Here is a 21,518-nt window from a genome sequence, read left to right on the forward strand (position 1 = left end):
CGTTGGGGCTCATTGGCATAGGTCTCCTCCGTGCTTTCGATGGAGTCGTTCGAACGACGACTGACTGGCACCGATAGTGCGTGCTGCATGGGAAAACACCAATGCTGGGACGGGACAATTGTTTTAGTATTTGGGCCAAACCGACGGATTGAGGGTTTCTCCGCATGAGCTTCTGGGATTTCACCCGGAGTCCAGCCAGCGCCCGGCTGCTGGTCGATTTCGGCGACGAGCGCGGCCTGCCGCAAGCGAAGCTGCTCGCGGGCACGGGCTTGTCGGCCGCGCAGATCGACGATCCGAACACGGAGGTGACGGCGGCCCAGGAACTGCGGCTCTACGACAACCTGCTGCGGCTGCTCGGCTATCCGCCGGGACTCGGCCTCGAGCTTGGCGGGCGCTATCACTTCTCGACCTACGGCGTGTGGGGCTACGGCCTGATTGCGAGCGCCACGGGGCGCGATGCGCTCGCGCTGGCCTTGCGTTTCCTGCCGCTCACCCATGCGTTCAGCGTGATCACGTACCGGGAGACCGGCAATTGCTGCATGCTGAATTTCGGCGCGCCGGAGTTGCCGGACGTGCTGAGCCGCTACTGCGTGGAACGCGACATGGCGGCGGCAGCCGTATTGCTGCGCGAGGTTGGGGCAACGGATTTCGCGCTGACGAGCTTCACGCTGCAAGCGAGCAAGCCGCGCGAGAGGCCTGAGGCGTGGCTCGACGTTCAGCATCTGCTCGGTGTCGAGCCGGTTTACGGGGCGCGCTCGAATTGCCTCACATTCGAGCGCGCGTGGCTCGACTTCAAGCTGCCGCAGGCCAACGCCACCACCGCGGCCATGTGCGAGCAGATGTGCAAGCAGTTGGTGGAGGCGCGGCGCGCGCGCGTGGGCACATCGGCCATGATTCGCCATTACCTGAACGCGGCGTGGGGCGCCGCGCCGCTTTCGCTCGACGAGATGGCGCGGATGATGAACACGAGCGCGCGGACGCTCAAGCGCAGGCTGCAGGAAGAGGGCACGACGTTCCGGACCCTGCTCGACGAATCGCGCGTCGCATTGGCCGAAACGCTATTGAGCGACGCGCAGTTGACGCTCACGGAGATTGCGGACCGGCTCGGTTACAGCGACTTGTCGAGTTTCTCGCAGGCGTTCAAGCGATGGCATGGGGTGGCGCCGCAGATTTATCGCGCAGGCATGGCGCAGGGGCGCAAAGAGACGCAGCAGTAGGGCGGAAATGATTTATGCAGGATACCGAATAGATTCATGGAGACGACTTCGATGAAAGACGATCTTGGCAAAATGGCAGCAGACCTCGAACGCCTGCTCAAGCTGCGCAGCCTGCCGTTCGGGATGATGCTGTGCGAGCGGCGCGAGGACATGGAGGCGATTCATCGGATTCGCCGCCCGAAGGCGATCCACACGCTCGACCAGATCGTCGGGCAAGCCGCTCGCCTCGGTTTCACGATCGGCGTAACGGCCGAAGATCTGGTCGGATCGCAATGCCGGTCGGTCGTGGGTCTCGGCAACGCCAAGGATGACGAATGGCGCTCGGGCCAGCAAATGGCGGGCGTCTGGTACGCCACGCTCGAAGATTCCCGCGCCCATCAAGCGGCCATGGACTGCGTGCCGGACGGAAAGTACGAGGCGCTGGTGGTGTCGCCGCTCGCGGCCGGCCGTATCGACCCGACCATCGCGCTGTTCTATGCAACGCCCGGCGCCATGATGTACTTCATCAACGGCTTGCAATGGTCGGGATACAAGCGTTTCGACTGGGGCGTGGTGGGAGAATCGTCCTGTGCGGATTCCTGGGGCAGGGCGCTGAAGACCGGTCAGCCGAGCCTTTCGATTCCCTGCTTTGCGGAGCGCCGGTATGGTGGCGTGCTCGACGACGAGATGCTGATGGCGCTTCCCCCCGCGATGCTGGCAAAAGCCACCGCGGGCATGGAGGCGCTGGCGAAGAACGGCCTGCGGTATCCGTTTGCGCAGTACGGGATCCAGCAGGACGTTCGGGCCGGCATGGAGGTGAGCTACGCAAAGAAATAGGATAAGGGCGAATCAGGTCTTGAAGCACCAGTACGTGCCCAGCTTGACGTTTATGGTCCTCAGTCCATAGCGAACCGCCGCGCGGAAGCGATTTTCAATCAAGTCGTGCAAGTCCCCGGTCAAACGGACTGCGCTGCCGATGTAAGAATGGTTCAGCCCGAACAGGCTGGTTTCGACGGCGCTGGCATCAACGGTCTCGACGCCATTGAGAACCAGAAGCGCGCGGCCGGCATCTCCGGCCCGGGGGGCGCCGTTCGCCTTTTTTGACAACTTCAAGGCTTTGTCATTTGACGAAGCATAGAGCGTAGTCGAGATGCCAAGGGCTGCCAAAGACGGGGCGATCTGATTCTTGAACACATCGGTATCGATATCCGGGGCGGCAAACACCACTTCCGTCATCTGCTGCAATGCCTGGTTCTGGCCAGCCGCCATCATCAACGTTATCGCCCCGGCCAGTACCCGGTTGCCCATGCTATGCGCAAGGATGACAACCTCGTCGAAGCCGCCATTTTGCATGACGGTCAGGATGAACGCTTGAAAGTAGTGGATGGCCTGTTCGGCATCGCTCCCGTCGCTGACGTAATTGAACACCTTGCCGCCCGATGGCCAGCTATAGACGAATGGCACGCCCGAGAACTCCACGTCGTAGGCGATTTGCGCTGCCCGGCGGGCTGCGTCCTCGAACGTCGTATTGAAGCCGTGAACGAAGATCAGGGCCCTGCGCGTTTTACCCTTGTGCGGGCACCTGGAAATGGCAAGACCGAATTCACCGGCAGTCTGCTCTTTCAGACTCATCAGGACGACGTGCTTCTGCGGGTCCTGCAAAAGACTGCGCAACATGAATGGCGATTCCAGCTTGCCCACCCGGTGGTTATGCGGAATGCTGACCTCGCAGACGCCATATCTGAGTTGTTTGCCACGGTCATTGCCGAAGTAATCAGCGGGCGTCCTGGCTTTCGGGTTGCGATTTCGATCCGTGCCAAAGAAGATCTTGACGATCTCCATGGGTTCCTCTTTCCCTCCCTCATTCTCAGGAACCAGAAACTGGTGTTGTTGAAAACCCAGCAACTTGTCTTCGGATTCCAGCAGGGAAACAGGCTCACTGTCCTCCATCTCCAGAAGATCTGCGTACGGATGTTGCGGATGTTGCGGCCGGCGCGAGAGCACGCCGAGTTCGCCAAATTGCACATCGGCACCCGCGAGAAGTGCCTGCCTTAGTTGCTCAACGACACTGTCCAATGCGCGCCTTGCGACTTCCAGGGGCATCTTTGCCTCGTATGAGAGCCGCATCACCAACTGCGCTTTCGCTGGTGCAGGTTCGAACCCCCTGCGTGCCCGCAAGACGGCAATGGGCCGCAGATACGGACTGAATCGCGGGTTGTGCTCGTCAAGCGTAGGAGAGGGAATGAAAAATACCCCGGCGCTCGATTCGACGATCGCGTCGGGGCGCGTCCCTGCTTCCCTGAGCAGGAACCATTGCGCAGCAAACGTCCCGATCCCGACCAGCGCGACGATCTTGCCACGAGCGATTTCCTCCAGCACGGTACGCGTCAGAAACGCCATGGCTGCTGTGGCCGCCGGTTCCGCAATATCCGATTGGGCGGCAACCCGCCTGATCAGTTCAGTCTCGTCGATGGTGTTATTGAGGTCCATCTTATGGCGTGAAGTTCGAGTGGATTTCAGGGCCGATGCTGACCGAAGCAGCGTTGGTCTCGGGGGTTTTTTATCTCGCGGGGAAGCGAATCAATGTGCGTTTGCACACATTCTACGGCGAAGCGTGAGCGGCACGCGCGCTCAGTGCTCATCCGTGGCGGGACCCCGGCCACCGCTCCTGCCAGCAGCGCAAGCCGAACAGCGGGGCGATGCCATACGCATGATCGAGCAGGTCCGATTGAAGGTTTTCGTAGGGCTCCCAGCGCGTTTCATCCAGATAGAGAAAGATCTCCAGCGCGATTACCGGTTGGCGCGACTGCACCTGGCGGATCACGAGCGGCATGTCGCGGCGGACCGCTGGCTGGTCGCGCAAATGCGCAGTCAGGTAGAGCCGGTAGAGGCCGAGATTCGTGCGCCGCTGTGTGTGCTCGGGTGCAAATGCCTCGAGCGGCCGGTGGATTTCGTTGCGCAGTCGCACGAGCAGCGCTTCGTCGGGAAAGCGCACGGTGTCGGCATCGAAATGAATCGCGTGCTTGACGCGCCGGCTGCCCGACTCGGTCATGCCGCGCCAGTTCTTCATGCTATTCGTTAGCAGAACGTAGGTGGGCAGCATGACGATCGAGTTGTCGAAGTTCTGCACCTTGATCGTATTCAGCGCGATGTCGATCACGGTGCCGTCGGCGATGAAGCCAGGCACTTCGATCCAGTCGCCTACCCGCACCATGTCGTAAACGGTGAGCTGAATGCTGGCGACGAAGCCGAGCAGCGAGTCGCGGAAGATGATGATCAGCAGCGCCGTCATCGCGCTGAGGCCCGTGAGGAAGTAGGCGGGCGAGCGCTCCATCAGCACCGAGATCACCGCAATCAGCGCGATCACATAGAGCACGATGGTGGCGATCTGCAAGAAGCTCTTGATCGGCCGCTCGCTGGCGGAGGGGAAGTGGCTGTAGCGCTCGCCCACGCTGTCGAGCAGCGCGAGCGCGGCGCGCAGGAGCGTGTAGACCATGTAGCAGGCTGCGAGCAGCGCCAGCGGATGCCCGAGCGCCGAAATGAGCGGAAACGTGAGGCCGGTCAGCAGCGGCGCGGCCGCGTAGACGATGATCGCGGGCACGAGCGGCGCGAGCCGGTGGAACACCCTGTGGCGTTCGGCGGCGCGCAGCCACTTGCGTTGTTCGTGGCGCGCGAGACGGCCGACGATCGTCAGCATGATCGCGCGCGTGGCGAAGTAGCAGATCGTGCTCGCCAGCAGTATCGCGAGCAGGAGGGTGGCGACGAGCAGAACCGCAACGAGCGTGCTGTCGGTGTAGACGTGGAAGTGATGCCAGTCCGGCCCGCCTTCGAAACGCAGCGCCTTGTCGAACATCGATCCCTCCAGTGCCGGTCACCCCGGCTCGACGGGCATGTCCGGTCTGGCGATTGGATCGGCTTTGCGCAGCAGCGCGGGCGCGGCGTCAGTAGCCGCCACGAAGCGCGGCGCCGCGGCGGGTGCGCCCGTGGAGGGCGTCCCGTGCGAGCGCAACCGGACCGGTCGGCAAGCGCATCGCACGAACGCTATTGTAGCGGCGTCAACGGTGGTTTTTCGCGTCCACGCTCTTCGCGCATGTCACGCTTGGGCGCGTCTGGCAAGGCGCTCGACGAACCAGTCGCATGCGAGCGCGGTGCGCGCCGCGCTATGGTTGTAGATCGTGTGCTCGCCGTCGGGCCAGACCTCGAGCGTGGCGTCGCCGGAGCTGGCGGCATCGAGGAACGGCTGCTGATCCTCCAGACGAATGAGCGGATCCGCGCCGCCATGCAGCACGAGCAGCGGGCAGGCGATGCGCTCGCGCTCCGGCACGAATCGCAGACGATCGAAATTCGCTGCGATCGCATCGGGGTCGGTGTTGCCGAGCATGGCGGCGGCTTGCTCGACAAACGTGCGGAACGGCAGCAGCGAGGGCGCAGCGAGCGCGCCGTTCACGCAGCAGGCCGCGACGCGCGGGTCGGCCGCCGCGGTGGACGCGGCCCACAACCCGCCGATGCTGTTTCCCCAGATGCCGACCGGGCCGAGCGATGCGTCGTCCGCAACGTAATCGACAAAGCGCCGGTACGCGGCGGTCACGTCGACGTCGACGAAGATCCGCTGTTCGAGCCGGGTCTCGCCCTGGCCTGGGCCCTCGGCGAGCAGCGTGGCGATCCCGCGTGCCGCGAGCGCGCGCGCGATCGGCCAGTAGGCGAAGCCCCAGCCGCTCTGCCCGCCGAAGACGATGACCGTGCCGCGCACGGCGCTCGCGCCCGGGCGCACGAGCCAGCCGATCAGGTGCGCGCCGGCGAACGGCAAGGCCACGCGCTCGATGCGCTGCTCCGACCAGCCGGCGAGACGCTGCGCCGCCTCGCTCAGGCGTGCGTAGAGCTGGCGCTTGCGCGGGACGTCGTCGTTGAACGCCATCTGGGCGAATAGCAGGTCGGCGATGCCCATGGCCTGCGCATCGGCCGCCGTCTTCAGATGCCCGGCGGCGCCGGCTTGCGCTGCCCGCGCGAATTGCGCGTCGGCCAGCGCCTCGGCTGCGGCGTCCCACGCCTCGCCGGCCGATGTGCGGGCGTGCAGCGCCGTGGCGTCCGCGTAGTCCATGCCGCAGTCGAGCAGCCGGGTGAGCGGCATCGCCCGCTGTAGCGCGTGCGTGAAAGGCGACAGTTCTATCGTCATGGAAAGCTCCTCACTCACGAAATGCGTGCACCAGACGCGCCTTCCGCCGCCTTGCCCGCTACGGCTTCGTCGCGCCAGTGGAGCTTGTCGCGCAGGTCGTCGACGAGCGCGCCCAGCTCGCGCAGCTCGGCAACCGAGCCGAACACGAGAAAGTCAGGACGACTGATGTAAGCCTGCATCCCATACGCGTCCATGAACGCGCGCTGATCGCCGTCGAGATCGACGATGGCGTCGCGTGCGGCCGCATCGTCCGAGAGCACCGCGAAGCGGCAACCGAGCTGCTCGAGGAAGGCGAGCTGGCGCGCGTCGAGATGGTGCGCTGGATGCTCGCGCGCGACGAGCTGGAACCCGTAGCCGACGACGTCGTCGAGCCGGCCCTCGGCCGCGCCGCGTCGCACGCGCCCCTGCGGTGCGGGGACGCCGGTTGACGGCAGCAGCGTGCCGTCCGATTCGCAATGCACGATACCGTGCTCGAGCTTCGGAAACGGGGGCATGGGCGGCACCTTGCCGGCGCGGAAGGCCGCATCGCGCTCGGCGACCTTGTGCGGATCGTCTTCGTTGACGACCTTGCCGAGGAACAGCGACATTTGCATGATCGCGTTCACGTGCGGCCGGCGTTCGGCGTCGTAGGTGTCCAGCAAGGCCGGCGACGCGCGCCCGCTCAAGACCAGATCGAGCTTCCACGCGAGGTTGATGCCGTCGCGCATGCCCGAGCAGGCGCCCTGGCCCATATACGGCATCATCGTATGCGCGGCGTCGCCCGCGAGCAGCACGCGCTGCTCGCGCCAGTGCGAGGCCATGCGGGTTTCGAAGGTGTAGACGACGTGGCGCAGCATCGTCAGGTCGTCCGGGCCGAGGCCGTAACGCTCCTTGAGCCAGCGCCAGCCGGCGGCTTCCACTTCCCAGTCGGACGTTGCCTCATCGGGCAGCACGCGCAATTCGAAGCGCGTGCGCTTGGTGCCGATCGGCATGTGCATATACGCGCGCGCCGGGTCGCAGAAGATCGTCGTGCGCGAGTACGCTTCGCCCAGATCGCGCTTGTTCTCCGAATCGAGGTTCAGCCAGCGCTCGTTATGGCCGAAATCGCTTCGTTCGATGCCGAGCGTGCGGCGCACGAAACTGTTCGCGCCGTCCGCGCCAATCGCGTACTGGACGTGAAAAGTGCGCGGCGCTTCGGTCCATTGCGCATCCTGCGCGCACCGGCGCGGATGGGCGGACAGCGTGACACCGTCGCCGTCCTGCTTGAGCATTTCGACTTCCCAGCCGCGCAGGACCGTGACGCCCTTGTAGCCGCTCGCACGCGCTTCGATCGCGTCTTCGATGTCGGGCTGATAGATCGAGATGTGGGCGGGGTAGCCGCAGGCGCGGCCCGTCCAGTTCAGTTCGAGCAGCAGATCGCCCTGGGCGTCGCGATAGTGATAGGTATCCACGGGCTTCGCGTTGCGCAACGCCTGCTCGACGTGACTGCTCGCCTGCACGATGCGGGCCGTTTCGCCGTCGATGTGCGTGAGGCGCGGAAGACCGTACGGGGTGGGCCAACGCTCGATGACCACGACCCGGTAGCCGGCACGGCCGAGCATCGAAGCCGCGACGAGCCCGGTCGGACCATAGCCGACCACCGCAACGTCGTAGTGCTCCGCGGCGTGTTCGCCACCCTGATTCAATTCGGTCGTCATGCTGTGTCTCCTGGTTGATCCTGGTTATTCTCGCCCTGCTTGTTGCAGCAGGGCGGCATTTCAATCGTTCAATGGTTCTTCAACGCGTGGCAGGCGGCACGCCGTCGAACGCGTCCTGCAGCAGCGCGCGCAGTGCCTGCCGCTCGATCGGCCTTGGGTTCCAGTACGGATTCGCGGCGGCGATGTCGGCGGCGCGGTCGAGGTCGGCTTCGTTCATGCCGAGTGTCTTCAGCGCGAGCGGGGCGCCGTTCTCGCGCGCGAGCTCGTAGAGGCCGCGCGCGGCGTCATCCGTGCCGATTGCGCGGGCGATGCGGCGCATCGCATCGGGTGCATGGGCGGCGTTGCAGGCGAGCGCGTGCGGCAGCACGACGGTGTGCGTCTGCGCGTGCGGGAGATTGAAGCTGCCGCCGAGCGTGTGGCACAGCTTGTGATGCAGCGCCATGCCAACGTTGCCGAGAACCATGCCGCACAGCCAGGCGCCATACAGCGCGTCGCTGCGCGCGGCGAGATCCGCCGCGTCGCGCCGCACACCCGGCAGGCCCTGCGCGAGCGCGCGTATGCCTTCTTCGGCGATCAGGCTCATTACCGGGTTGGCGTCGTTCGCGTAGAGCCCCTCGGCCGCGTGGGCGATGGCGTTGATGCCGCTCGTCACCGACAAATCGACGGGCAGTGTGAGCGTCAGCTCGGGATCGTAGATCACCGTCTTCGGCAATACTCGCGCGTCGGTGCCGGTGCGCTTGAGGCCCGCTTCGGTGATGCCGTAGATCGGCGTCATCTCGCTGCCGGCATAGGTGGTGGGGATCGCGAGTATGGGCAGGCTGCTTTCGAGCGCGATCGCCTTGCCGAGCCCGACTGTGGAGCCGCCGCCCACGGCAATCGCGCAATCGGCGCCGCAGCTTTTGGCGAACGCGAGCGCGTCGCGTGCCACCTCGACCGGCACGTGCATCGTGGCGCGATCGTAGATCCCGGCGGCGCGGGTCCCGAGGCGCCCGGCGATGGTTTGCGCGAGTGCGCGTTGCTCCGGTGTACTGAGCACCAGCGCGCGCTTCGCGCCCAGCTCGAGGACCTCGCGCTCGAGATGGCGCAGGCTGCCCGCCCCGAAGATCACGCGTGCGGGACGCACCTTGTAAATGAATTCCATGCTGGCTTGCATCACTTCTCCATTACGCCACGACTTTCTTGTCCGATACCTTCCACATGACGATGTGGCGGCTCATCTCCCCGGCCCCTTCGGGTTCAGCACGAAGTCGTAATCGAGCGTGTAAAACGGCACGTCCATCTGCGAGCCATCGGGCGCCGTGCCCGGGGGGTGCTGGATCCACTCTGCCACCAGCGTCGAACGTACGCCGAATACCGCATCGGAGTCGAGATAGCGGTCGCCGTCGCGGAACACGTGGGTGATCAGCGTTTCGTAGCCCGGCGCCTCGATCATGAAATGCAGGTGCGCGGGCCGCCACGGATGCCGGCCGAGCGCGTCCAGCAGCGCGCCGACTGGACCGTCGTGCGGAATCGGATACGGCTCGGCGAGTATCGAGCGGAACGCGAAGCGTCCGTTGGCGTCGGTGCGCAGCTTGCCGCGTGCGCGATGCGCGTGGGTGCCGTCGTCTTCGGGCGCCAACTGCACGTCGTAGTGGCCGTCTTCATCGGCTTGCCAGACTTCGAGCTGGGCGTTGGCGATGGCCTCGCCATCGAGCGCGCGCACATATCCGCTGACAAAACAAGGCTCGCCGCGCGCACCGTTCGCGATGTCGTCGAACTGCGCGTACTCGGGGCTTCCCTCTACATAGAAAGGGCCGAATACCGTTGCCTCGGTGCAGCCCACCGGCTTCGCGTGATTCTGCGCGGTGACCAGCGTCGAAAGGCCCAGCACGTCCGAGAGCAGGATGAACTCCTGGCGCTTGTCGTCGGTGATATGGCCCACGGCGGTCAGGAACGCGATCGCCGCCTGCCATTCGGCTTCGGTCAGCTTGGTCTCGCGGGCGAACGAATGGAGGTGCTGGACGAGGCTCGTCATTACGGTCCGCAGCCGTGAGTCGCCACATCCGCCCAGCGACGCGATGACCGCCTGGGTGATCGTGTCCTCGTTGAGGTTGCGCATTTCGGTTGTCTCCGGGTGTTGTTTCGTGGGTGGTTGCGGTAAGATTAATTCCGTCTTTCGTCGGAAAAAAGACGCGTTTTTGAAGTTTTGTTCTCCGCTGAGCGGAGAAATCGAGTTTATGGACAAGTGGACCCAGATCGAGTTTTTCATTCAGGTGGCCGAGCTTGGCAGCCTCTCGAAGGCCGCCGAGCGCCTCGGCATGTCCAGCGCCGCGGCTAGCCGCTGCCTGAATGCACTGGAGGATCGCCTGAGCGCGCGGCTCGTGGAGCGCACCACGCGGCGCCTTTGGCTGACCGATGCCGGCCACGAGTATCACCGGCGTTGCGTCGCCATCATGGGCGAGATGGCCGAGGCGGACGCCGCCGTCAACGAAGCGTCCGTCAATCCGACCGGCACGCTGCGGGTGACGGCCTCGGTCTCGTTCGCGTCGATTTATATTGCCCCCGCGCTGCCCGAATTTCACAAGCGCTATCCGAACCTCAACGTGCAGATCGTTGCGGCGAACCGCTACCCCGATTTCATCGAGGCCGGCATCGACGTGGCGATCCGCACCCGCGAGTACGAAGCGGATTCCAGCATCACGGTGCGCAAGCTCGCCGAGACGCGGCGGGTGCTGGCGGCGTCACCGGGCTACCTGGCGAGGCGCGGCACGCCCGCGACGCCGGATGCGCTCTGCGAGCACGATCTGCTCGTGTACAACCTCGCCAACGATCCGTACATGCTCCATTTCCGGCGCGGGGAACAGACGGAATCGGTTGCCATCAAGAGCCTGCTCGACGCGAACGAGGGGCAAGTGATCCGCGCGGCCGCGCTCGGCGGCCTCGGCATCCTGATCCAGCCGCTCTACATCATTCATGACGACATCGTCGCGGGCAGGCTCGTTCCCGTTCTGTCCGAGTGGCTGCTGCCGGCGCTCACCATCAATATCGCGTACCAGTGCCGCCGACATCAGCCGGCGAAGATCCGCGCGTTCACCGACTTTCTGGTCGAGCGTTTCGAGCAGCTAGGGCTGCCGCGCAAATTGAGTGAGATCGCGCCATAACGGCGCGCAGGCGGGCATTCCGCGCATCGTGCATTGATCGGATGAGTCATCTCGCGCGATAAGATTCGGAATGCAAATCAAATTGCATCATCGCGCCGCCACGGGCGACATCTGAGTCGTACGTAAGCCCCACCCGGAATGCGTCGCAGCAGATTCCTCCTCCGCACGAAGAACTCTTCTTCCCACCAGGTCTTTTTCGCCGGCGGCGCTCGCTCTACATTGCGTCTGCCTCGACCGCGCTCACTCGCGCATCGACGCAATGGGTTCGCCGGACATCGGCAGACCGTCACATCTATCAGAACCAACGACTAGACGGCTTGGAGACGCAATGACTTCCTTCTTCACGCGCTTGATCAGCGCGGGCTTGATCGCGTGCGCAATCGCGGTTCCGGCACGAGCGACCGAGAACGGCCAGATCAGCTACCCCTTTGGCGTCAATACCGTGCTCAATGGACTGCTGCCGCCGCCCGGCAATACGCAGTACTTCAATTATTCGGAATACTATTCGGCGAACAAATTTGCCGGCGGTAATGGCAGCAACGCCGTGCCTGGCTTCCATTTGAGCGTCGTGGCGGAAGTGCCTCGGGTCGTGCACACGTGGGGCGAGACCTTAGGACCCTTTACGATATCGAGCAGCGCGATCGTGCCGCTCCTGCACCTGCATCTCTCCACGCCGGGCGGCACCGGCAACCGGACGTCGCTCGGCGACGTGATTCTCGAGCCGCTGATGCTGGGTTACGCCAATCAGTCGAAGACCTTGTTCGCGTTCGTTTCGCCATCGTTCGCCGTGCCGAGCGGCGCTTATTCAGTCAACCGGATTGCCAATACCGGACTGAACACTTACGCGTTCCTGCCTTATATGAGCGTGACGTGGTTTCCGCATCCCGATTGGGAAATCTCGACGACCACGTTGCTGGAAATGAACTCGCCGAACCACGCGACGCAATATCATTCGGGTGCGGTAGCGGTGCTCGATTACCTGATCGGCTATTCAGTCAACTCGCGCTTCCAGCTCGGCGTGCAAGGCACGTTCCTCAAGCAGTTCACGGACGACACGCAAAACGGCGTCAAGGTTGGCGCCGACGGCTTCCGCGGCCAGGCTGTCGCGATCGGGCCGCAATTGCGCTATATGTGGGGGCCGGCGTCGGGGATCGTCATCAAGTACCAGCGCGAATTCGCCGTGCGCAATCGCCCGGAGGGCAACAAGCTCTGGGTTCAGTTCAGCTTCCCGGTGTAGACGGGGGAGCATGCCTGTCTCAGGCTTGAATGGCCATGCCCCGGTTTTGCAGCGCTTGCCGATACGTATTGGGCGCGGCGCCGAACGCATCGCGAAAGCGATGGCTGAAGTGGCTGGCATTCGCATAGCCGCACGCCGCCGCAATGTGGGCGAGCGGCAGGGCGCTGGTGCGCAACAGCATGCGCGCCCGTTCGAGCCGCTGGGCGGCAATCCACGCATGCGGCGGCAGTCCGAACGACGTGCGGAACATGCGCGCGAGGTGGTACTCGGAGAGGCAGGCGACCTCGGCCAGCGCACCCAGCGTCAAGGGCTCGCCGAGATGGGCGTCGATGTAGTCGCGCAACCGCCGCCGCGTGGCTACCGAAAGGCCGCCCTTGAGGGCTGCACCGGGGCGGCGTACGCCCTGGCTGCGCAGCAGCAGGCTCAGCACTTCGTGGGCGGTCTCGTTGCTGCGCAACAGGCCTTCAGGATTGGCCCAGTCTTCGTTGGCGAGCGTCTGGCAAAGCGCGGCGATGCGCTCGTCCTCGAAATACGTGCGGTCGGCCAGCGTGAGCCCGCGCGGTTCCTGGTCGAGCTCGCGCACGGCGCGCTGCGTGAAGTGCTCGGGCAGGAAATAGAGGTGCATGAAATGCATGTGCCCGCGCACCCACCAGCGCGATTCATGATCGCCGGGTAGCGCGCAGAGCCGGCTTGGCGCGCCGTAAATGCCCGGCAGCTTCTGCCGCTCCGTGCGGTAGCCGCCGTCGAGATAGCACGAGAGCGTGTGATGACCCGGCTGATCGTAGACGGTCTCGGCCTCGCGCGTCTCGCGTGTCCAGACGGCCGCCGCGAGCTGATCGCCAAGCCAGGTAAAGCGCTCCAGCGTCGCGTTGGCGGCGCTCAGCGTGCGGCACACCGAATGCAGCCCGAACGGCGTGTTGGCGAGGTCGAGCGCGGCGGGAGACTCCAGGGCGTCCATGGTTCGGAGAGCGGGCAGACGGGCGGTGGTGAAAAGGGGAGGCTGGGTGGTCACAGTATACGCGTTGGCCCCGACCGGCGAGGGCCGCTGCCAAGAAATGCGCAATCCTGGACAAGTGGATGCCGCCGCCGCGCGCCATAGTGGAAGCATCGACTATCGGCCATCTCCAGCCATGAATCTCTTTCTTTACGCGCTCACCGTGCTGATCTGGGGCACCACCTGGATTGCTATCAAGTGGCAGCTCGGCGTCGTGCCTGCGCCCGTTTCCATCGCCTGGCGCTTTGGGATCGCGGCGCTCCTGATGTTCGCGCTGCTGGGCCTCATGCGCCGGCCCGTCTGGCCGCCGCGGGCGGCATGGCGCTATCTCGTGGCCCAGGGGCTGGCGCTTTTCTGCCTCAATTTCCTGTGCTTTTACTACGCCGAGAACATCGTGCCGAGCGGGCTCGTTGCCGTGGTGTTCTCGACCGCGCCGCTGCTCAACTCGATCAACGGGCGTCTCTTCATGGGCCGGCCGCTGCAGGGCACGGCGGTGGGCGGGGCCGTGCTGGGCCTCATCGGCATCGTGTGCCTGTTCCTCCAGCAGATGGCCGGCCATATCGGCGATCAGACCGTCTGGGTCGGGCTTGCCGTGGCGTTTCTCGGCACCCAGTGTTTCTCGGTCGGTAATCTGCTCTCGAGCCGCATGCAATCGATGGGGCTGCACCCGCTCGTCACGAATGGCTGGGCCATGCTGATCGGCACGGCGGTGCTGCTGGCCGGCAGTGCGCTGGCCGGCCTGCCGTTCAGGATCGAGATGGATGCGCGCTACCTCGGGGCGCTGGCCTGGCTCGCGGTGGCGGGCTCGGTGGTGGGCTTCACGGCGTATCTGATGCTGGTTGGGCGCATCGGTCCCGAGCGGGCCGCCTATTGCACGGTCTTGTTCCCGATCGTGGCGCTCGCGGTATCGACGGTATTCGAGGGCTACCGCTGGTCGTGGCTGACTGTGGTGGGCCTGTTGCTGGTGCTCTCGGGCAATCTCGTCGCTTTCGATCTCACGCGGCGAGTGTTCGTGCGCCGCGCGTCTGCAGCCTGAGCATTCGCGCGTGCTGAGTGCTTCGTTTGTACGAGCACGCGATGGTCATGGTCACGTACTGTGGCGAACCGCGTGAACGCTGTGTTCAATCGATCGACAAGCGCGCCCCGATCCGGGCAGCGGCGGCGCGAAGATCCTCCAGATGGCGCGCGGCCATTTCCTCCACTTTGAAGAGGCGCTCGAACCATACGATGTTCACGCACCCGGCAACCGAGCCATCGGGCGCCGCAATGGGCACGGCGAGCGCGGACAAACCGTCGTTGTACTGCGTGCGCGACTGGTCGTACGAGCCGCCAAAGTTGCGTTCGCGCGCACCATAGCCGAGGCGGCGCGTTTCATTGAGCAATTGCCGCACGTAGCGCCGATCGTGCGCGCGCTCGTCGCCGGGACGCTGACCCAGCCGCAGGGCTTCGAGCAAGGACTCGCGTTCCTCGTCGGGGCAGAACGCGAGATACGCGCGCCCGACAGCCGAGCGCAGCATGTTGATCTCATAGCCGAGCTTGTCGCGGTTGACGACGAAGTACGAGCGCGTGCGGTTCGACTCGCACAGCGCCATTGTCGTGCCGCGCCGCACGGCGAGGTCCGATGGCCAGAGAATGCGGCTCTGCAACTGGTCCAGCTCCGTGACCGCGCATTCGATCAGATGGTCCACCCGATCGAGGCGGCGCGCGCGCGCCTGCAGCGTGTAGCTCGGGCGAAAGAGCCCATCGGCCAGCCGCTGCCAGATCAGCCCCTGGCGCTCTAACGTCAGAAGAATGCGCAGCAAGGTGGCCTTCGGAATGCCTGTGTGCATATGCAGGTCGTGCAGGCTCGCCGCCTGAAGCTCTTGCAGGGTCTTGAGCGTGACGAGGCCGCGTTCGAGGGCGTCGATGGTCTTGACTTTGGGGGACCACATGGCCGAATCCGGTGCGTTTCACTGAGTGAAATCTTCTCAGAAATCGCTGGGTTGCGCTCCAGGGCTGTTCTACGCTTGCCTTCATCAAAAGGAGATAAGCGATGGAGACAGTCAAGAATATCTTGTTCGTCATGTGCGACCAGTTGCGTTGGGACTATCTGTCCTGCTATGGCCACCCGACGCTGCAAACACCCCATATCGATGCGCTCGCGCGGCGTGGCGTGCGCTTCGAGCGCGCGTACGTGCAAAGTCCCGTTTGCGGGCCGTCGCGCATGTCGTACTACACGGGCCGCTACGTGGCGAGCCACCGCGCGTACTGGAACTTCGTGCCACTGCCCGTTGGCGAACTGACGCTTGGCGATTACCTGCGCACGCGCGGCATGCGCGTCGCGCTGGCGGGCAAGACCCACATGGTCGCCGACAAGGCGGGCATGCAGCGGCTCGGCATGAACCCGGAGTCGCCGGGCGCGGTGCTGGTGGAGCAGTGCGGCTTCGAGCCGTTCGATCGCGACGACGGCATCCATCCGGGCCTCTTCGGCGCCCGCGTGGAAACGCCGTATTGCGATTACCTGCGCAGCAAGGGCTATGAGGGCGATAATCCCTGGCATGACTACGCAAATTCGGCCGAAGGCGAGAACGGGGAGATTCTGAGCGGCTGGAAGATGCGCCACGCGGCAAAGCCCGCGCGCATCAGCGAGGCGCATTCGGAAACGCCGTACATGATCGACCGCGCGATGGCCTTCATCCGTGAGCAGGGCGACGCGCCCTGGTGCCTGCATCTGAGTCTGATCAAGCCACATTGGCCGTACATGGCGCCGGCGCCCTACAACGACATGTATGGTCCCGATGACGTCAAGCCCGCCGTGCGGACGCTCGACGAACGCGAGCGCCCGCACCCGGTCTTCGGCGCGTTCATGAAGCACGACGAAAGCGTGAGCTTCACGCGCGACGAAGTGCGCGAGACGGTCATTCCCACCTACATGGGGCTCGTGAAGCAGGTCGACGATCATCTCGGCCGCCTGTTCGCGTTCCTGCGCGAAACTGGCCGCGAACAGGACACGATGATCGTGTTCACGAGCGACCACGGCGACTACCTGGGCGACCACTGGCTCGGCGAGAAGGAGCTCTTTCACGATGCATCTTCGCGCGTGCCGCTCATCATCCATGATCCGCGCCCTGAAGCCGATGCCACGCGCGGCACGGTGGAGCGGCGGCTCGTGGAGGCAATCGACCTGCTGCCCACCTTCCTCGAAGCGGCTGGCGTGGCGGTCCCCGACCATATCGTGGAGGGGCGCTCTTTGCAGCCCTTGCTGCATGGCGCGCGTGACGTGCCGTGGCGCGATGCCGTTTTCAGCGAGTTCGATTACTCGTTCCGTTCGCGCACGCGCACGCTGCTTGGCCGCGGTCTCGACGGCTGCCGTTGCTTCATGGTGTTCGACGGTCGCTGGAAATACATTCACTACGATGGCTTCGCGCCACAACTGTTCGATCTCGCGGCCGATCCCGACGAGTTGAACGACCTGGGCCGCGACGCACAGCATGCGAGCGTGCGCGCCGAACTGCACGAACGCCTGTTCGACTGGCTGCGCCACCGTACCTTGCGGCAGACGGCGCCCGCACGCTTCGTCGAGCGCTGGACCGAGGTCTCGGAGAAGGGCGGCATCGTGCTAGGCGACTGGTAGCGGCGCAACGCGGCACGAAGGGGCGCCGGCGCCCCCCGCAGCGCTCAGGCCGGCCAATCAATTCTTATAAGCAGGAGACACCATGTACCGCCTCATCGCAGCCCCTCTCGTGGCGCTGGCGATGGCGTTACCGGCCATGGCGCACGCCGCCACGACGCTGGTCGTCAACGCCTTTCTGCCGCCGCAGCATATCTTCAACGTCGAGGTCATGAAGCCGTGGGCCGAGGACGTCGAGCGCGCCACGCAGGGGCGCGTCAAGATCGTGTTTCCGCCCACCAGCATCGGCTCGCCGCAGCAGCAGTGGGACGTCGTGCGCAAGCGCATCGTGGACGGCGCATACATCTTCAACGGCCTCATCCAGAACAAGGCGAGTCTCGTGCAGCTCGCGCACCTGCCGCTCGGCTCCGCTTCCTCCGAGGGCATGTCGGTCGCGCTCTGGCGCACCAACGAGAAGTACTTCGCAAAGGCCGGCCAGTATCGCGACGTTCATCTGCTCGCGCTCGTCGTGTTTCCGGCCGGCGAGATCTACAGCCTCAAGCAGCCCGTCACGTCGCTTCAGGCGATACGCGGCGTGAAATACTGGGCACTGCCAGGCGTTGCCTCGACGCTGATGGATCGTGGTGGCGCAGGCGTGGTCGCCACGCCCGCCGCGAAAATGAGCGAGCTGGTGGCAGGCGGCACCGTGGACGGCTTCGCCGGCATTCCGGAGATGGATGCCGCGCGCTTCAACGTGGTCCGCTATGCTCGCTTCGAGACGAGCGTACCCGGCGGCATCACCGCGCCAAGCTTCTCGCTCTTCGTGAACAAGCAGGTGTGGGCGTCGATTGCGCCGGCGGACCGTGCGGCCATCACGGCGCTCTCGGGCGAAGCGTTCGCGCACCGGATGGCCGTGATCGACGCGGCGAACGAACAGGCGCGCGAACACGCCGTGGCGAACGGACTCAAGCTGATCGATCCACCACCCGCGTTCGTCGCGGCACTGCGGGTGCTGGCACAGCCGATGGACGCGCAATGGATTGCGCAGGCGGATCATCTGAATGTGGACGGCGCGGCAGCACTCGCTTACTACCGTGACGAAGCAAAGCAGGAGGCAAGATGAGCCACGCGAATCCTTCCGCGGCATTGCATCCGCCTGGAGTGCTCGCCGATGGCGCGAGCGGCCGCCGCGAGCGCGTTGCCTCACGCTGGCTGCGGCGCGCGCTCGGCGCAGTCGTGGCGCTCGTGCTGCTCGCGATCATGGGCCTCACGTTTTGCGATGTGTTCATGCGTTACTGGTTCGCCGCGCCGATACGCGGCGCATCCGAGATCGTGCGCTTCGGCATGGCGATCCTCATATTCTCGGCGTTTCCGCTCGTCACGCAGGGCCAGCAACACATTACGGTGAATCTGCTGCAAGGGCGCTTCGGGCGCATGGGCAGCTGGCTGCAACAGCTGTTCGTGCTGCTCGTGAGCCTCGCGGCAGTCGGCATCATGGCCTGGCAGCTCGCCAGCGACGGCGCCGACCTCGCCCGCAACCGCATCACCACGACCGTGCTCGAGTGGCCGCTCGCGCCGCTCAGTGACTACATGAGCGCGCTCTCCGGCGTCACGCTGCTGGTGCTGTTTGCGCTCACGCTAGACCATCTCGCCGCGCTCGGCCGCAAGGAATCGCCATGACACTCGCCCTTTCCGGCTTCGCCGCCGTCTTGCTGTTCGCGTTCGTGGGCGTGCCGCTCGGCTTCGCGATGCTCAGCATCGGCGTGGGCTGCTTCGCGCTGATCCGCGGCTGGGAACCCGCGCTCGCCATGGCCGGCATGACGATCGCCGACCTCGCGGCCAACGAGAACCTCTCGGTGCTGCCCATGTTCATCCTGATGGGCACCTTCATCTACAAGGCGGATCTTGCCGAGGAGCTCTACGACGCGGCCAACGCATGGATCGGCCACTTCAAGGGCGGACTCGCGCACGCCACGGTGCTGGCCTGCGCGGGCTTTGCGTCCATGTCGGGCAGTTCGATCGCCACGGCCGCCACCATGACGAAGGTCGCAATGCCGCCGATGCGCCGCCACCGCTACGCGGACAGTCTCGCCGCCGGCTGTGTGAGTTCGGGCGGCACGCTGGGCGCGCTGATTCCGCCGAGCTTTCCGCTGCTTATCTATGGTGTCCTGACCGATCAGGATATCGGCAAGCTCTTCATCGCGGGCATCGGCCCCGGGCTCCTGCTGGGCGCGCTGTTCCTGCTGTCGATCTGGTGGACCGTGCGCCGCGATCCGGCCAAAGGCCCACGAGGCGAGCGCGTGGACTGGCGCACGCGCTTCGTCAAGCTCGGCAAGATCTGGGGTGTCCTCGCACTGTTCCTGATCGTGGTGGGTGGCTTGTACGGCGGCGTCTTCACGGCGACCGAGGCATCGAGCGTGGGCGCGACGGGCTCGCTCGTGTTCGCGGGCCTGCGCCGCAAGCTCAGCTGGACGCTGCTGTTCGACTCGCTGGTGGAGGCCGGCAAGACGACCGCGATGATCTTCGCGATTGCCTTTGGCGGCATGGTGTTCGCAAACTTCATCACGCTCTCGGGGCTCACCGCCACGCTGGTTGCCTGGATACACGCGCTGCATTTGCCGCTGCTCGGTGTGATCGCCGTCATCACCTGCATCTATATCGTGCTCGGCTCGCTCATGGAAGCGCTCGCGATGATGCTGCTCACCATTCCCGTATTTGCCGCGGTCGTACAGCCGCTGGGCGCGGACATGATCTGGTTCGGCATCTACGTGGCGATGATGATGGAGATCGGCATGATTCATCCGCCCGTGGGCATGAACGTGTTCATGGTGAAGACCATGTTGCCCGATCTGTCGATTCGCACCATTTTCAAGGGTACGCTGCCGTTTCTTTGCGCGAATATCGTTGCGCTCGTCGTGGTGATTCTCGTGCCGGGTATCGCGCTGGAACTGGTCAAGCTCATGCGTTGAAGCCGGGGTTTGTCGCGACTCTTTGTGCAAAGAGAATGCCGGAATCGCATGACAGCCCATGCGAGCGCGGCGACGTACACGAGCCCATGCCGGCGCGCGACACAAAGTCAGAACGTCGGCAGCGCCTGGGTGAGCGTGGAGACGAAGCGTGCCGTGCGCGCATCGCGCGGGCGAGCAAAGAGCTCTTGCGAGGGGCCGGCCTCGACGATCGTGCCATCCTTGAGGAAGACAGCGTCGTGCGCGACCGAAGCGGCCAGCCGCAAGTCATGCGTCGCCATCAGCATGGTCGTGCCTTCCTCGGCGAGCTGTCTCAGCACGTCGACGACTTCGGCGGAGAGCTCGGGATCGAGCGCCGAGGTCGGCTCGTCGCAGAGCAGCACCTGAGGCGAGGGCGCGAGCGCGCGGGCAATCGCCACGCGCTGCTGCTGACCGCCCGAGAGCGTGGAGGGCCACGCATGCGCTTTCTGCGCGATGCCGACTTTCGCCAGGAGCGTGGTTGCGCGCTCGCGGGCGCGCGCCTTGTCCCATTTCAGCACCGTGACGAGTCCTTCCATCACGTTCTCGATCACGCTCAGATGCGGAAACAACTGGAAGTTCTGGAACACCATGCCCGTATGCCGCCGCACTGAAGCAATCTCGGCATGCGGGAGCTGGCGTTCGCGGCCGAACTCGACACGCGCGTCGCCCACGCTCAGCGCGCCAGCGTCGGGCGTTTCAAGCAGATTGATACAGCGTAGCAGTGTGCTCTTGCCGCTGCCGGACGGACCGATCAGCGCGGTGACGCTGCCGGATTTCAGCGTGAGGTCGATATCCGCGAGAACCCGATGCTCGCCGAACGACTTATGGAGTTTCTCGATACGGATCATCAGCGCCCCGCAGAAAACAAAGCATGGCGGCCAAAACGCGCCTCGAGCCGCCCTTGTGCCTGCGAGAGCACGGAGCTGAACACGAGGTAGAGCAGTGCAGCCTCGGTATAGAGAATCAGCGGCTCGTAAGTCACAGCGGCAATGCGCTGCGCAGCCTGGAAGATTTCGGGCACGGTCAGCACCGCCGCGAGCGACGTGTCCTTCACGAGCGCAATGAACGAGTTCGACAGCGCCGGCAAGGCCACGCGCAGGGCTTGCGGCAGGATCGCACGGCGCAACGCCTGCGCGCGCGTCATGTTCATTGAATAGGCGGCTTCCCACTGCCCGCGCGGAATCGATTCGATCACGCCGCGGATCACTTCCGCGTTATAGGCACCTACGTTGAGCGAAAAGCCGATAATGGCCGCCGTCAGTGGATCGAGCACGATGCCTATGTTAGGCAGTCCGTAGAAGATCACGAACAACTGCACGAGTAGCGGCGAGCCGCGAAAGAGCCAGATATAGAAACGCACGGCGGCGACCGCCCAGCGTGGCCCGAACAGGCGCACGAGCGCCGCGCCGAACGCGAGCGCCATGCCGATTGCGAATGAAGCCAGGGTGAGCGGGACGGTGAAGACCAGTCCCGCTTCAAGCAATGGCCACAACGATTGCGCCATCAAATGCAGCCATGCCGGCATC

Annotated in this window: 19 protein-coding genes; 9 read left to right on the forward strand and 10 right to left on the reverse strand. The window is 64.8% G+C overall.

From position 1 onward, the window contains the following. The first annotated feature begins 164 nt into the window (after positions 1–164). The gene (locus BO1_RS04285; RefSeq protein WP_028216508.1) at positions 165–1,217 is read left to right on the forward strand and encodes an AraC family transcriptional regulator; all 1,053 of its coding nucleotides are present in this window, start codon (positions 165–167) and stop codon (positions 1,215–1,217) included. A gap of 36 nt (positions 1,218–1,253) precedes the next feature. Then, positions 1,254–2,033, forward strand: a complete 780-nt coding sequence (locus BO1_RS04290; RefSeq protein ID WP_218002786.1) for a DUF169 domain-containing protein — start codon at positions 1,254–1,256, stop codon at positions 2,031–2,033. A gap of 12 nt (positions 2,034–2,045) precedes the next feature. Here the strand turns inward: BO1_RS04290 and BO1_RS57075 are convergent, their stop codons facing one another. From BO1_RS57075 to BO1_RS04325, 6 genes are all read right to left on the reverse strand, one after another. Next, positions 2,046–3,686 carry an alpha/beta hydrolase gene (locus tag BO1_RS57075; RefSeq protein WP_052409350.1) on the reverse strand — a complete coding sequence of 547 codons (1,641 nt, stop codon included), beginning with the start codon at positions 3,684–3,686 and terminating at the stop codon, positions 2,046–2,048. A gap of 148 nt (positions 3,687–3,834) precedes the next feature. After that, positions 3,835–5,049 carry a mechanosensitive ion channel family protein gene (locus BO1_RS04305; RefSeq protein WP_028216510.1) on the reverse strand — a complete coding sequence of 405 codons (1,215 nt, stop codon included), beginning with the start codon at positions 5,047–5,049 and terminating at the stop codon, positions 3,835–3,837. A gap of 240 nt (positions 5,050–5,289) precedes the next feature. Next, complete coding sequence (locus BO1_RS04310; protein WP_028216511.1) at positions 5,290–6,369, reverse strand: alpha/beta hydrolase family protein; 1,080 nt, start codon at positions 6,367–6,369, stop codon at positions 5,290–5,292. Between the two features lie 14 nt (positions 6,370–6,383). Further along, the gene (gene mhpA / locus BO1_RS04315) at positions 6,384–8,045 is read right to left on the reverse strand and encodes a bifunctional 3-(3-hydroxy-phenyl)propionate/3-hydroxycinnamic acid hydroxylase MhpA (protein ID WP_028216512.1); all 1,662 of its coding nucleotides are present in this window, start codon (positions 8,043–8,045) and stop codon (positions 6,384–6,386) included. Between the two features lie 79 nt (positions 8,046–8,124). Beyond that, positions 8,125–9,186 carry a maleylacetate reductase gene (locus BO1_RS04320; protein ID WP_028216513.1) on the reverse strand — a complete coding sequence of 354 codons (1,062 nt, stop codon included), beginning with the start codon at positions 9,184–9,186 and terminating at the stop codon, positions 8,125–8,127. 72 nt (positions 9,187–9,258) lie between these two features. After that, entirely contained in the window at positions 9,259–10,143 is an 885-nt protein-coding gene (locus BO1_RS04325; RefSeq protein WP_028216514.1) for an intradiol ring-cleavage dioxygenase, read from the reverse strand. A gap of 118 nt (positions 10,144–10,261) precedes the next feature. On the opposite strand from BO1_RS04325, the gene BO1_RS04330 reads away from it, so the two are divergent. Beyond that, positions 10,262–11,185, forward strand: a complete 924-nt coding sequence (locus BO1_RS04330) for a LysR family transcriptional regulator (protein ID WP_028216515.1) — start codon at positions 10,262–10,264, stop codon at positions 11,183–11,185. A 328-nt stretch (positions 11,186–11,513) separates the two neighbouring features. Beyond that, positions 11,514–12,422: a SphA family protein gene (locus tag BO1_RS04335; protein WP_028216516.1), complete on the forward strand. Its 909-nt coding sequence runs from the start codon at positions 11,514–11,516 to the stop codon at positions 12,420–12,422. A 19-nt stretch (positions 12,423–12,441) separates the two neighbouring features. Here BO1_RS04335 and BO1_RS49575 read toward each other — a convergent pair whose 3' ends face one another. After that, entirely contained in the window at positions 12,442–13,380 is a 939-nt protein-coding gene (locus BO1_RS49575) for a helix-turn-helix domain-containing protein (RefSeq protein WP_084687759.1), read from the reverse strand. A gap of 172 nt (positions 13,381–13,552) precedes the next feature. Between BO1_RS49575 and BO1_RS04345 the strand changes: the two genes are divergently transcribed. Continuing rightward, on the forward strand, positions 13,553–14,452 hold the full coding sequence (locus BO1_RS04345) for a DMT family transporter (protein WP_028216517.1): 900 nt from the start codon (positions 13,553–13,555) through the stop codon (positions 14,450–14,452). Positions 14,453–14,537: 85 nt separating this feature from the next. Here the strand turns inward: BO1_RS04345 and BO1_RS56870 are convergent, their stop codons facing one another. Continuing rightward, entirely contained in the window at positions 14,538–15,347 is an 810-nt protein-coding gene (locus BO1_RS56870) for an IclR family transcriptional regulator domain-containing protein (RefSeq protein WP_028216518.1), read from the reverse strand. Between the two features lie 101 nt (positions 15,348–15,448). Here BO1_RS56870 and BO1_RS49580 point away from each other — a divergent pair, with 101 nt between their 5' ends. From BO1_RS49580 to BO1_RS04370, 4 genes are all read left to right on the forward strand, one after another. Beyond that, the gene (locus BO1_RS49580) at positions 15,449–17,029 is read left to right on the forward strand and encodes an alkaline phosphatase family protein (RefSeq protein ID WP_043283746.1); all 1,581 of its coding nucleotides are present in this window, start codon (positions 15,449–15,451) and stop codon (positions 17,027–17,029) included. Between the two features lie 82 nt (positions 17,030–17,111). Beyond that, positions 17,112–18,128, forward strand: a complete 1,017-nt coding sequence (gene dctP, locus BO1_RS57080) for a TRAP transporter substrate-binding protein DctP (RefSeq protein ID WP_156992112.1) — start codon at positions 17,112–17,114, stop codon at positions 18,126–18,128. Beyond that, positions 18,125–18,685, forward strand: a complete 561-nt coding sequence (locus BO1_RS04365; RefSeq protein ID WP_028216520.1) for a TRAP transporter small permease — start codon at positions 18,125–18,127, stop codon at positions 18,683–18,685. The genes dctP and BO1_RS04365 overlap by 4 nt, the downstream gene beginning before the upstream one ends. After that, the gene (locus tag BO1_RS04370) at positions 18,682–19,974 is read left to right on the forward strand and encodes a TRAP transporter large permease (protein ID WP_028216521.1); all 1,293 of its coding nucleotides are present in this window, start codon (positions 18,682–18,684) and stop codon (positions 19,972–19,974) included. Before BO1_RS04365 ends, BO1_RS04370 begins: the two co-directional genes overlap by 4 nt. A gap of 107 nt (positions 19,975–20,081) precedes the next feature. Here BO1_RS04370 and BO1_RS04375 read toward each other — a convergent pair whose 3' ends face one another. Both BO1_RS04375 and BO1_RS04380 read right to left on the reverse strand, forming a co-directional pair. After that, the gene (locus BO1_RS04375; RefSeq protein WP_028216522.1) at positions 20,082–20,840 is read right to left on the reverse strand and encodes an amino acid ABC transporter ATP-binding protein; all 759 of its coding nucleotides are present in this window, start codon (positions 20,838–20,840) and stop codon (positions 20,082–20,084) included. Beyond that, complete coding sequence (locus tag BO1_RS04380; RefSeq protein ID WP_028216523.1) at positions 20,840–21,517, reverse strand: amino acid ABC transporter permease; 678 nt, start codon at positions 21,515–21,517, stop codon at positions 20,840–20,842. The genes BO1_RS04375 and BO1_RS04380 overlap by 1 nt, the downstream gene beginning before the upstream one ends. Position 21,518: the final 1 nt, after the last annotated feature.

It is taken from the genome of Paraburkholderia oxyphila NBRC 105797 (genome assembly GCF_000685075.1).
GTDB classification, from domain to species: domain Bacteria; phylum Pseudomonadota; class Gammaproteobacteria; order Burkholderiales; family Burkholderiaceae; genus Paraburkholderia; species Paraburkholderia oxyphila.